This window comes from Chryseobacterium balustinum (genome assembly GCF_900168205.1).
Lineage (GTDB): Bacteria > Bacteroidota > Bacteroidia > Flavobacteriales > Weeksellaceae > Chryseobacterium > Chryseobacterium balustinum.
Window position 1 is genome coordinate 115722 of the sequence record NZ_FUZE01000002.1, and the last position, 12755, is coordinate 128476.

Annotated in this window: 13 protein-coding genes; 6 read left to right on the top strand and 7 right to left on the bottom strand. The window is 32.2% G+C overall.

The genetic code is table 11. From position 1 onward, the window contains the following. Positions 1-83: 83 nt before the first annotated feature. From B5X64_RS04095 to B5X64_RS04105, 3 genes are all read right to left on the bottom strand, one after another. Complete coding sequence (locus B5X64_RS04095; protein WP_079464047.1) at positions 84-875, bottom strand: alpha/beta fold hydrolase; 792 nt, start codon at positions 873-875, stop codon at positions 84-86. 93 nt (positions 876-968) lie between these two features. Next, a complete protein-coding gene (locus B5X64_RS04100; RefSeq protein ID WP_079464048.1) occupies positions 969-1688 on the bottom strand; it encodes a pyridoxine 5'-phosphate synthase in 720 nt (239 codons plus the stop codon). Positions 1689-1905: 217 nt separating this feature from the next. Next, a complete protein-coding gene (locus tag B5X64_RS04105; protein WP_079464049.1) occupies positions 1906-3171 on the bottom strand; it encodes a mechanosensitive ion channel family protein in 1266 nt (421 codons plus the stop codon). Positions 3172-3339: 168 nt separating this feature from the next. On the opposite strand from B5X64_RS04105, the gene B5X64_RS04110 reads away from it, so the two are divergent. From B5X64_RS04110 to B5X64_RS04120, 3 genes are all read left to right on the top strand, one after another. After that, positions 3340-4518, top strand: coding sequence for a peptidase associated/transthyretin-like domain-containing protein (locus B5X64_RS04110; RefSeq protein ID WP_079464050.1), 1179 nt, complete (start codon positions 3340-3342; stop codon positions 4516-4518). A gap of 65 nt (positions 4519-4583) precedes the next feature. Next, entirely contained in the window at positions 4584-5075 is a 492-nt protein-coding gene (locus tag B5X64_RS04115) for a DUF456 domain-containing protein (RefSeq protein WP_079464051.1), read from the top strand. A 9-nt stretch (positions 5076-5084) separates the two neighbouring features. Further along, positions 5085-5585, top strand: coding sequence for a hypothetical protein (locus B5X64_RS04120; protein WP_079464052.1), 501 nt, complete (start codon positions 5085-5087; stop codon positions 5583-5585). Here B5X64_RS04120 and B5X64_RS04125 read toward each other — a convergent pair. The 3 genes from B5X64_RS04125 to B5X64_RS04135 form a co-directional block, all read right to left on the bottom strand. Then, positions 5572-6216, bottom strand: coding sequence for a uracil-DNA glycosylase (locus B5X64_RS04125; RefSeq protein WP_079464053.1), 645 nt, complete (start codon positions 6214-6216; stop codon positions 5572-5574). The two genes, B5X64_RS04120 and B5X64_RS04125, sit on opposite strands and share 14 nt — an antisense overlap. A 115-nt stretch (positions 6217-6331) precedes the next feature. Next, positions 6332-6964: a hypothetical protein gene (locus tag B5X64_RS04130; protein WP_139377598.1), complete on the bottom strand. Its 633-nt coding sequence runs from the start codon at positions 6962-6964 to the stop codon at positions 6332-6334. A gap of 80 nt (positions 6965-7044) precedes the next feature. Next, complete coding sequence (locus B5X64_RS04135; protein ID WP_079464055.1) at positions 7045-7548, bottom strand: GNAT family N-acetyltransferase; 504 nt, start codon at positions 7546-7548, stop codon at positions 7045-7047. Between the two features lie 246 nt (positions 7549-7794). On the opposite strand from B5X64_RS04135, the gene B5X64_RS04140 reads away from it, so the two are divergent. Together B5X64_RS04140 and B5X64_RS04145 are read left to right on the top strand one after the other, a co-directional pair. Then, positions 7795-9942: an endonuclease MutS2 gene (locus B5X64_RS04140; protein WP_079464056.1), complete on the top strand. Its 2148-nt coding sequence runs from the start codon at positions 7795-7797 to the stop codon at positions 9940-9942. A gap of 133 nt (positions 9943-10075) precedes the next feature. Then, the gene (locus B5X64_RS04145; protein ID WP_079464057.1) at positions 10076-10564 is read left to right on the top strand and encodes a YcxB family protein; all 489 of its coding nucleotides are present in this window, start codon (positions 10076-10078) and stop codon (positions 10562-10564) included. Positions 10565-10615: 51 nt separating this feature from the next. Here the strand turns inward: B5X64_RS04145 and B5X64_RS04150 are convergent, their stop codons facing one another. Then, positions 10616-11713, bottom strand: coding sequence for a GEVED domain-containing protein (locus tag B5X64_RS04150; protein ID WP_079464058.1), 1098 nt, complete (start codon positions 11711-11713; stop codon positions 10616-10618). 367 nt (positions 11714-12080) lie between these two features. Between B5X64_RS04150 and B5X64_RS04160 the strand changes: the two genes are divergently transcribed. Then, the gene (locus tag B5X64_RS04160) at positions 12081-12743 is read left to right on the top strand and encodes an ATP-binding cassette domain-containing protein (RefSeq protein WP_079464060.1); all 663 of its coding nucleotides are present in this window, start codon (positions 12081-12083) and stop codon (positions 12741-12743) included. The last annotated feature ends 12 nt before the right edge of the window (positions 12744-12755 follow it).

Here is a 12755-nt window from a genome sequence, read left to right on the forward strand (position 1 = left end):
CAAAACTAAGGTACAATAAAATAATTCACAATATTTAAAAATAAAATAATTGGGAAAAATTTAACATTCCTTAAGTAAACTGTTTAGTTATTTATATTTAAAAAATCTTTTACTACAGTTGCAAAATCTACCGGATTATCTGCCTGAACCCAATGCGCTGCATTTTTAATTTTCACAAACTGAGCTTTTGGAAACTGCTGTTTGATTGAAAATTCATCCTGTGGCAAAATGTAATTTGATTTTTCACCGGCAATAAATAAGGTTTCACCCTGAAAAACGCCATATTTGATCGCATTCGAAACAAATTCATTGTATTTCTCCGAAAGCGTTTTCAGATTAAACCTCCAGTTAAGTTTTTTGTTATCACCGGATTCTTCCCAATACAAATTTTTTGCTAAAAACTGAATTGTAGATTTCTCCGGAATATATTGAGTCAGAACCGCTTCAACTTCATTTCTAGAAGCAACCGTATTGAAGTCTACAGTTTCCAACGCTTTGATAATTCCCTGATGATGCGGCGGATAAGCTTTTGGAGAAATATCTACAACAAGTAATTTCTCTACTTTTTCCGCATAATTGATTGCGAACTGCATCACCGCTTTTCCACCTAAAGAATGTCCTAAAACGTGAGCTTTTTCAATTCCGTAATGATTCATATAATTGGCAATATCATCTGCCAAATCATCATGCGACATCTCTTCAGAATGAAAGCTTCTGCCATGATTTCTCAAATCAATTAAATGAACCGGTAAAAGCTCACCTAATTCTTTCCCGAAACTTCCCCAGTTATCTAGCATTCCAAATAAACCATGAAATACTAAAAGCGGTGTTGACGATATATTTTCGCCAAATATTTTTGAATGTAAAACTTCCATAATTTTTAATTAAGATGTTAGAAATTAGATATTAGAAGTTAGAAGTTAGTAAAACAGTCTGCAATTCTAATTTCTAACCTCTAGTTTCTAATTCTACCATTTTGCCAATCTCTTCAAATACGACTGAACCGTATTTTCCATTCCCATATATAACGCTTCAGAAACCAAAGCATGGCCTATAGAAACTTCCAAAAGATTCGGAATATTGTCCGCGAAATACTTTAAATTTTCTAAACTTAAATCGTGACCTGCATTAATTCCTAAACCAAATTCAGCCGCTTTTACAGCCGTTTCGTAATAAGGTTTAATGGCTTCTTCTTTATTGACTGTATAATTTTTTGCGTATGCCTCTGTGTACAGTTCAATTCTATCAGCTCCGGTTTTTGCGGCATATTCTACCAACTCCGGATTAGGGTCGAGGAAAATAGACGTACGAATTCCTGCATTTTTAAATTCAGCGATAATTTCTTTAAGGAAATCTAAATGTTTTTTGGTATCCCAACCTGCATTTGAAGTAATTGCATCATCTGCATCAGGAACTAAAGTTACCTGTTCCGGCTTCACCTCTAAAACCATGTCGATAAACTCCCTGTGAGGATTTCCTTCGATATTATATTCGGTGGTAACCAAAGGCTTCAGATCATAGACATCTTTTCTGGTGATATGTCTTTCATCAGGTCTTGGATGAATGGTGATTCCGTGTGCACCAAATTCCTGAATTTTTATTGCTGCTTCAGTCACACTTGGCGTTTCACCTCCTCTTGCATTTCTTAGCGTTGCAATTTTATTAATGTTTACACTTAGTTTTGTCATTGTATTATTCAAGTTTGAGGCTAAAAATTAGAATTTTAATTATGATAAAATTAAACTCAAAATCTTATATCCTCATTAATAAAGTACAAAAATAAAAAAACCACTCGAAAGTGGCTTTATAAATGTTTTTTTAATTTCCTGTGAGTACAAGTCCAACTATAGTAAAACAATGTTTACAGTAAACACGATCAAGATTTAATAAAATAATTAAAAATATTTATTTTGGAAATCCGATTTGCATGATCTGAAGATCAAATTCTTTTGAGGCAACCAATAGATGATCAAAAATATCTGCCTGAATCTGCTCAAAACGCTGCCAATTTGAATCATTGGTAAAACAATAGATTTCCATCGGAAGCCCTTGTGTAGTAATCTCCAACTGACGAACCATTATTGTACTTTCTTTATCGATTTCGGGGTCATTTTCTAGATATCTTTGGGCATAATGTCTGAAAACACCAACGTTAGTAAGCTGCCTTCCGTTGATCACCTTGTCTTTATGCTGTATTGATTCTTTCTCCTGATTGATCTCTGAAGTTTTATCATTGAGATAATCGGATATAAGATTGATCTCTTTTAAACGTTCAATTTCTTCATTATTTAAAAATTTAAACGAATTGATATTAAAGAAAATAGATTTTTTAATTCTTCGGGTATTAGATTCAGACATTACCTGAAGATTTTTAATCTCAGTCGTTAACAAATCGTACGTTGGAATTGAAGAAATTGTTTTATCGAAATTAGCAATTTTTGTGGTTAACAAACTGATATCCAAAATATTTCCTTCTATATTATATTTAGGAATTCCAATCCAGTCGCCAACTTTTAAACTTTTAGAAGTAGCAACGTGAATTCCGGTCACAAAACCCAAGATTGTATCTCTGAAAACCAAAACCAAAACTGCCGTTATCGCCCCTAAACTTCCGACAATTGTAGTTCCTTTAATCCCAAAAACCACACAAATACTCACAATCGTAAATACAAAAATACCAAGAATTTTTACCGTTTCGGAAATAGCATTAATCGCCATTACTTTGTAATAATCCTGTTGTATCGTAAAATAATTTCTGAATGCTGTTAAAGATCGATATAACATTCCCGCAAGGATCATTACCAATCCTAAATTTACTGATCTGATAATAAAAATCGTTGTCTGTTTTAATGCTCCTACAAAAATAGCTTCGTGCATAGAGCCTACAATGGCCAAAGCTGTAAAATGTGCTACAGAATTGGTGATTTTAGACCGATAGATAGATTTTAAAACAGGAAATCTATTTTCATTTCTAAAAAAACGAAAGATATAATTGATGGTGATTTTAAAAATAAAATCCAACAACAAAAAAAGTGCGACAAGTAAACTGAGCTTAACAATAATATGAAGCACCCAATCGAGCCCTGTAGGGGCAATTTTACTTATACTAATGTAAAGCTGCTCACTCAGTTCCTGAAAAAAACTCTTGGTATCTTTTATTTCGTCTTTCATTTATAACAAATTTAATAAAATTAAGATGTATCGCAACCCTAATCAAATAAGAGTTTTCAACAAAACTAAGCAATCATAAATAACAATCACATAAAAATATGTCAAAAATAAAATCAAATTAACAACAAAATCGTTAATTTAGTACTCTAAACCACAAAACTATTTCTTATGAAAAATCTCAACTTATTATTGATTTTCATTATTCTATTATCATTTGGATCGTGTCGATCAGATTCTGAAACACCCACCGAAGTTAAAGTTGACAATACTATAAAAACCGGCAAACTTTCAGGAAAAGTAATGTCCCAAAATGGTACCAAACCTATTGGAGGGGCCTCAATTTTCACATTTGACGAAAAATACAAGATTTACTACACCACTTCAGATTCTGATGGTAATTTTACCTTAGAAGCTCCCGTTGGAAACCATACCATCCATATCCAAACTGGTAATGGTAGTAATTTCCGGACCGAAATTGCAGCTATAGTAAAAAATAACGAAACCGTCAACCTGAACGTAAGCCAAACAAAACTGAATCAGGTTGCAAAAATAGCCTACGTAAAAGGAACGTATGATAAAATTGAAGACATTATCCAGACTTTAGGTTATAATTCCACCGAAATCACCAATGCAGACCTTGCCAACATCAACACAATTGCTCAGTATGATATTATCTTTTTGAATTGCGGTTCAAGAAACTACAGCGTAAATCAATCACTTTACCCTGCAATAGATGCTAATTTAGCTATTTTTGTTGCCAACGGCGGAAGTATCTACGCTTCAGATTGGGATGTTTCGTATTTGGTTGGCGGAACAGACAATACCAACAACTGTTCGCTTGCCGGAGGATTTGTTCCGGACACAAAATTATGCTCAAAAAATACAGGAACTCCAGGAATAGTTCCTGCAACAGTAAATAATGTTGGATTATCTACTGCTTTAGGATTCAATACTGTTAATATTGATTTTGATTTAAGTTCATGGCAAAAAATCACCAACTACGATCCTGCTTATTGGGAAGTTTTAGTAAAAGAAACCTCCTCAAATAATGCTTTAATGATCAGAACCAATCATTTTACGGCAACAGGAATTCCGGCAACTCCAATTGGTAATGCTCCCAATTCTACATTTACAACCGTTTGTATTACACTTCCAGGAAACATTCAGATCAGTATTTCTGTCCCTACCATTACAGTTCCTTATTTGGTGGCTTTAGGGGCAACTGTAGGAGCTTGTTCTGGATCTACAAACAGTGGATACATTTATTACACAAGTTTCCATAATCATGCTACAGGAAATATTGGAAACGCAGGAGTAATTCTACAATACGTAATTTTAAACCTTTAAAAAATCGGCTTAAAAATTGATACCTAAAAAGTGGCTGCAAAGTCACTTTTTTTATTACAATAAATATGGATCACTCAATCATTTCGTTTTTAAGTATTGTTTTACTTATTCTGGGAATCTTAGGAACTTTTCTACCGGTTTTACCAGGGCTTGTTTTAAGTCTTGCCGGATTATTAATTTATAAATACGGAACAGATGCCGATCTTTCAGTTCTTTACATTTGGGCATTCGTTATTCTTACTCTTGCTTCTGTTGTTTTAAGTTATGTAATTCCTGCAAAAACCAACAGAAAATATGGAGGCACACGATGGGGAAGCATTGGTTCGGTTATCGGGACCATTGTTGGGATTTTCCTTCCAATTCCCTTAGGATTTTTGGTTGGAATGTTTGCCGGAGTTTTTATTGGTGAACTTTTGCACGACAGTAAAGACATGAACAAAGCATTAAAATCTACAAAAGGAGCTTTTATTGGTTTTATTTACGGAACGGGATTTAGTTTAGTGGTAGGAATTGCAATGCTTCTAGTTGTAATTTTAGACATCGTTAACGTCATATAATTTATAGAAATGTATAAAAATATAATAATTGGTTTAAGTATTATCAGCTTAGTAAACTGCAATGCGCAGAAAGAAACCACAAAACAAACTGCAACCCAGCAAGCTACTATTGTGAAAGAAACACCTCTTAAAAAAGATGGCAACATTATTTATTTCAGTGAAGGCGAAAATAAATTTTTACCAGAATTTCAAATGAACGTTACTTTCAAAGGTATCGCAGAAGACAGCCGTTGTCCCGAAGGAACCCAATGCGTTTGGGCTGGAGTTGCCGTTGCCAATATTGAATTCATGAGCACAACGAGCAGACCCATGATTTTACAATTTTCAACTGCTGAAGTTAAGGGTAAAGATTATCACAAAACGCAGTCATTTAACGGATATACAATATCATTGAAAGAACTTGCCCCTTATCCATCTGCTCAGGAAGGCACAAAATCACTTTCAGGGAAATATAAAATAGCGATTGAGATTACTAAAGATGATAGTCAAAACCAATCTACCATGAAATAAGTTTCTTACCTTTTGAAGCCAGATATTCATTAATTTTTGAAAAAGGTTTACTTCCATAAAAACCTCTGTACACAGAAAAAGGTGAAGGATGCGCAGATTTTAAAATAAAATGTTTAGCCGGATCAATCAATTCGGCTTTTTTCTGTGCAAAAGCTCCCCACAAAACGAAAACTACATTTTCTTTTTTATCTGAAATTTCTTTAATGATAAAATCGGTAAACTTTTCCCAACCCAAATCTTTGTGAGAATTTGGAGAATGTGCACGAACAGTAAACGTTGCATTCAACAACAAAACTCCCTGTTTAGCCCAATCGTCCAATTCTTTTGAAGTACGTTCCACTCCTACATCATCTTTTAATTCTGTAAAAATATTTTTAAGGGAAGGCGGTGCTTTAACCTGTTCTGAAACTGAAAAGCATAAACCATTTGCCTGAAAATCATTATGATAAGGATCTTGACCAATAATCACTACTTCCACATCTTCAAAAGCAGTTAAATCCAACGCTCTGAAAATCTGATTTTTCGGAGGAAATACTTTTGTTGTTGCGTACTCTTGTTTTACTTTTCCCCAAAGTTGGGTAAAATATTCCGTGTTTTTTATTGGGGCTAAAATTTCTGTCCAGGTAGTCATATCTATAAAATCCTTTTCAAATATATTAAACTTCTGCCAAATCAATAACTTTATACTTTCAAATCAATTAAATTTGGTTAATATTGAGAAGGTCTGTTGCTTTGTGACAGGCTTTTTATAGATAAAGGTGTTGAGTTAACTTATAATATTCATCCAAATAATTCTCTTCTAAATCTTCTAATTTAATATTACGTTTTTCGTCTTCAATTTGGATTTCTATTTTTTCCCCTTTATAAAAAACTATCTTATCACCGGAAGATTCCAAATAAATAAAAGTTAATATTGAATCTGATATTTTTGAAAATTCATGTAACCAATTTCTCACAGAAAGAGATTCGTTCAACATTGCACTCATTTTTGTAGTTACAGCTCCAAAACTCAGCATATAAATGTCATCATCTTTATGCTTATTAATACTTGCATCAAAAAATCCTATAGATATCTTACCATTTCCTAAATACCTATCTTCAAAATATTCTTTAAAATCAGCAATGGGATCGCTACAGTAAGGGTTATAGAAAGTTGCAAAAATTTCAGGATCAACATCAAAAATTAATGAAGTAGAAAAATTGATATCATTGATATTATAAATTATTTTTTCCTTATTGATTTTTTGAGATTCATTCTTAAAATAATCTCCTAAAATATCAACATAATCTCCATTATCCAATCTCAAAGCAACTCTATCATCTCCTGTAGAATTTTGGTTAAGCCAACTTAAAGAATTTTCAAGTTTTTCTTTTTTCACAAAAGTATTTATAGAATAATCTAATCCCATTTTCAATTTAAAGTTTAGATTTCTCCTTCGTCGAAATGACAAAGGAAAAGTTATTTTCTCAATTTATAAACCAAATTCTCAGGAAAACCTTCATCCACTCTTCTCTCTTCCAAAGTAAAATTATTTTTTAGAAGTAATGACTTTGACTTTTCATTAAACTTATTGGTGAAAGCTAAAATTTCACTTAAATATAATTCATTAAATCCAAAATTCAAAACGGCTTTCAAAGCTTCAGACATGATTCCTTTTCTATGATAATCAGGTAATAACTCATAACCTACTTCAGCTTCCTTACGGTCTTCAGAAAATCGGTATAAACAAATCGTTCCGATAAGATTTGTTTGATCTTTTAAAGAAATTCCCCAATAAAATGTTTCTTTGTTTTCTACTCTCTTTTTAATTGTCAAGATAAAATCCAGTGCGTCATAGTTTGTTTTTGGAGGAATTCTTTTTACAAACTGATTGGTGATGTTATTACTTCGTATTTTTAAAATATCATCAACGTGGCTTTCGTCAATCGGTTTTAAAACTAATCTTTCGGTTTCAAGTTTCATCTACTAAATGTAGTAAAACTTTTAACCACAAAAGGCATAAAAGTTTAAACATTAGATAAATTTAAGTTTAATAAATATGGGTTTAGAAAAACATATTCGCTTTTAAAAAGCTATAAATTTCATTTTTGAAAACTTTAAAGATTCTTACAATTCAAGCAAGTTTTTTGTGACTTTTCTGGTTTAAAATAAAAAACACATTTTCAAATTCTCCAATTAATTCATTTTCAAATTAATTATCTTTGCACTGTGTATATAAATAAAGAAGATTTAGACGAATTAGAGTTTCCGCAATTGCTCGCGGAAATTGCTCCTTTTGCATATTCTCCGAAAACGAGAGATAAAATTCTTGAACTTCGCCCGATGAACATTGACGAAGCTGAAGTTTCATTGAAAAAAACTTCCGAATATTTATCAAGTTTTGAAAGTTCAAATGCGATTCCGTTTGATGAATATGAAGATATTGAAACTGAACTAAAAGTAATGCTGATCGAGAATTACCGATTGGAAAACGTAGCTTTTATCAAAATAAAAACGTTAACGGAGCAAATCGGAAAACTGCAAAAGTTTTTTCCAACCATGCCCGAAACTTTTCCTAATCTGATTCAGGATGTTTCTGCATTAGAATTTAAAAAGGAAATCATTGATAAAGTTGATAAAGTTTTTAACCGTTTTGGCGAAGTAAAAAGTGAGGCCTCCCCGATTCTGAAAGAGTTGAGAGCTGAAATCCAACACGCTAAAAAAGCAATTACAGAAAATTTCAACAGAGCTTTATTCAATTACGGACAAAGTGAATTTCTGGATGATATTCGAGAAACAATTATTGACGACCAAAGAGTTTTGGCGGTAAAATCTGCATACAAAAAAAGAGTTGCAGGAAGAGTTTTAGGACTTTCAAAAACTGGCTCTATCACTTACATGCAGCCAGATTCTGTAGTAAAACATTATTTCAAACTTAAAGAAAGCCAGGAAGAAGAAAAGAAGGAAATTGATAAGATCCTGAGAAAACTAACGGCAGAATTGGCAGAATTTCAACCTCAGCTCTGGAGATACCAAATGTATATTTTCGATCTTGACTTAACGAGAGCAAAATCGAAATTTGCAGAGCTAGTCAACGGAGTTTTACCGAAAATCAACCGTCACAGAACCTTACGATTAAAAGAAGCTTTTCATCCTTTATTATTTTTAAGAAATAAAGCAGAAAATAAGACAATTTACCCGCAGACATTAGCTTTAACAGACCACAACAGAATTATCTGTATTTCCGGACCGAATGCTGGAGGAAAATCTATTACGCTAAAAACTGTAGGATTGCTTCAATTAATGATTCAGAGTGGAATTTTGGTTCCGACCCATCCAAAATCTGAAATGTTTTTCTTTGATAAAATAATGACAGATATTGGTGATAATCAATCTATTGAAAATCATCTTTCGACCTATTCTTCAAGATTAAAGAAAATGGGCGGAATTATCCGGGAGGCCGATGGAGAAACCCTTTTACTGATTGACGAATTCGGAACAGGATCTGATCCTGAATTAGGTGGCGCTTTGGCTGAAAGTTTCTTAGAGTTTTTCTATGACAAGAAGAGTTTTGCAATTATTACGACGCATTACACCAACATCAAACTGGTTGTAGAAGAGCTTCCTAACGCGCAAAATGCAGCAATGCTTTTCAATGAAGAAACGCTGGAACCAATGTACAAATTGGAAATCGGACAAGCCGGAAGTTCGTTTACGTTTGAAGTTGCTGAAAAGAATAAAATTCCGCGATTTATCATTCATTCTGCGAAGAAAAAAGTGGAACATGATATCGTGAATTTAGATAAAACGATTGTAAAGCTTCAGCAGGAAAAATACGAAGTTGAAAAACTGAAAACCGACCTTGCCGAAAGAAAAGAATCTGTGGAAGACAAGCGTGATAATCTGCAAAAGTTAAACGAACAGCTACAGCAAAAGTTATTCAATTTTCAGAAATTGTATGAAGATGAACATCGTAAGCTACAGTTCGGAACTAAAATAGAAGGTTTTATCGACAGCTATGTAAAAGGTAAATCGAGGAAAGATGTTGTGAAAGATTTTGTGAAAATTCTGGAGCAGGAAAAATTCAGAAAGATTGGAGCCGATAAAGATGAGTCTAAACGTCTTCAAGTCGTAAAAAGAAAAATTACGCAACAATTGAAGAAAGAAGATGTCATCGAAAAAATTACCGAAACCAACGAAAAGATCGAGGAAAAACGTAAAGTAGACCGTGCTGTCTGGATGAAAGAAGGGCAACGCGTGAGAATTACCGGAAGTACAAGTGTGGGAACGATTGAAAAAATATCGAGAAATAAAGTGACAGTAAATTACGGTACTTTTAAGACGATGATTGATGCGGATGAATTGGAAAGGATCTAATTTTGAATTAATTTTCAACGCAAAGATTATCTTCTACTTCTAATATTTTAAAGGGCAAAGAGTCGCGAACAAGTCGCTTAAGCTTGAATACACAAACGATTTATCAAATTATTTTATTGATTATTAATTTTAAATGACTGTAAAAACACATATTACGCTTAAAGATTTTTTGAATTTTAATATTAAGAATTCATTGCCGAGAATTATTATTTTCTCTTTTATTATCCTGATATTTTTGGGTTTAAATTTTTATAATACAGAACGCGATACAGAGAATATCTTACAATCTGCATCGATTTGGTTTGCTGCTGTTTTTGTTTTTATTATCATCCGATCTTATTTCCGTTTGAAAAATGCTTTTTATTCTAACAAGAAAATTCAGGAAGAGATTGTTTATACTTTCACTGATGAAAAAGTTCAGACCAAAGGCGAAACTTTCGAAGGAGATTTCGCTTGGAATACAGTCTACAAGATTAAAGAAACCAAAGACTGGCTTTTGATTTATCAAAGTAAAATGACGATGAATATGGTTCCGAAAAAATATTTTTCACAAAGTGAAATTATAGAATTAAGGAAAATTATTGAAAAAAATAATGTGAAAGCAAAACTTAGAAATGATTAAAAAAATCATTTTAATATAAAAATAGAGCGCTGTAACTGGCGCTCTATTCTTTTATTTCTTAATAAATTTAAACCTTGAATTTTCTTTTTCCTTTAATACAATAAAATATATTCCTTTTTCTAAATGACCCACATTCACTGTTTTATTCTTAGTTATCCCTTCGCTTAGCTTTTGTCCTGCAGCGTTGTAGATCTCAAAATCTATATCTGAGGAAATTCCTGAAATACTCAAAACATCTGAGGTTGGATTTGGGTAAATACTGATTTCTTTATTTTTATTAATTTCAGTTGTTGCAAGATTAGCTTCTGTTGATAAATACACATCATAATCCTCAACCTCACCGTACCCAAAATTACCACAACCGTTTGTAACTGCCGTATTTGAAAAAATAACTCTCATCGTAACAGCACAACTTATATTTCCGCCAACCGAAGCTAAAGACGGAACGCTAAACATATTTGTACTAACATTTGCCGAACTTGATGTATGATTCATAATTATTTCGCTTGTTTCGAAAGTTCCATTTGCATTAAAATCGATCCAAACCGCTACAAAAGCTGCATTTGGATTGATTGCACCTATTTTGGTAGCAGAAATCATATTGTTTGCAGAACCCCAAGTTAAATAAACTTTACGACTAGCATCGGGACGATAATCGGTGTATAAAGATGCAGCCGAATTGCTTATCATTTGGGATAAACCAGTTGAGGAAGGAGTAATCGTAACATTCGAAAGATGCATAAGACCTGAATTTGCTGACTCTGATGTACAATAATTGAGTTTTGTATTAAAAACCACTAAAGTTGACCACGCACCTTGAACATTATTACAAAGTTTAGCAATCTGTAATTCATACGCTGTGCATGGCATTAAACCATTCAAATTATAAAAGTTCTGGTTTCCCGGTACAGGTGGTGAGCTCCACGGAAAATTTCCGACGGGTCTGTATCGTAAAGTATAATTTGAAGTATTCGGATCATTTGCCCAACTCACTGTTGCTGCTGTATGTGTAATACTTGTCATAGTAACATTTGCCGGAGCCAATAGATCGCAGAAAAATTCAGGCTTTGTTTTATCAGGCATGCTTTTTCCCTGATAAAAAGTAGTTCCTAATAAGAAGAGAAATAAATAGAGTAAATTTTTGATCATGTAATTAGTTTTTTTTAAATATTTTTAAATATTTTTAAAAATAACAAAATATTCTTCAATAAGTGATTAAAACTTTATTCTTATTTTTGAACATGCTTGTCAATCTTAAAATATTGTGGATCTTTTACAGGAAACTTCTTATTCCGGGAGTTTTGTTTTCTTTATTGGCTAGCTTTCCAAATGGTTTTAATTTGAATAGCTTTGGATTAAGCTTTTTACTTATACTTCCTTTAATGCATTATTTTATTTATGAATTAAGATTTAAAAGAGAATATTTATTTTTTGCCAATTTTGGATTTTCAAGATTATTTCTTTGGGGATTAACATTTTTTTTAAGTTTAACAATAAATATCATTACAAAATTTTTATGAGCATATTACATATTGACAGCTTAACAAAATCTTATAGGTCAAAGAAAATTTTACAAGATATTTACTTACGTTGTGAAACAGGAAAAATTATTGGAGTTCTAGGGAGAATAGGAGAAGGGAAAACTACTTTATTACAAATTATTTTTGGAACAATTAAAGCTGATTTTCAATTTATCAAATTAAATAATGAAATTCTTACTAAACAATCTGACAGAAAAAATAAAATAGCTTATTTATCTCAACAGCCTATGTTTCCAAAAAACATAAAAGTCAGAAAATTAATTTCTCTTTTTTGCGACTCTAAAAACACTGAAAAGCTTTATTCTCTGAATTTAGTACAACCTTTTTTAGATAAATCTTTAAGAAATCTTTCGGGCGGGGAAACAAAACTTATGGAGGTTTTAATTATTATATATTCTAAAGCAGAATTTATTTTGCTTGAGCAACCATACAGCGGACTTTCACCAATATTCACAGAAAAATTAAAGAAAATCATTAAAGAAATTTCCAAAGAAAAAGGCTTTATTATTTCAGATTTCAATGCTCAACAAGCAATAGATATTTCGGATAAAATTTATCTTCTTTCTGATAGCCATTTAAAACCAATTAAAGATTTAAAAGAATTGCAACAGTATTATTATCTTCCAAAAAATATTTAATTTATATCTTTG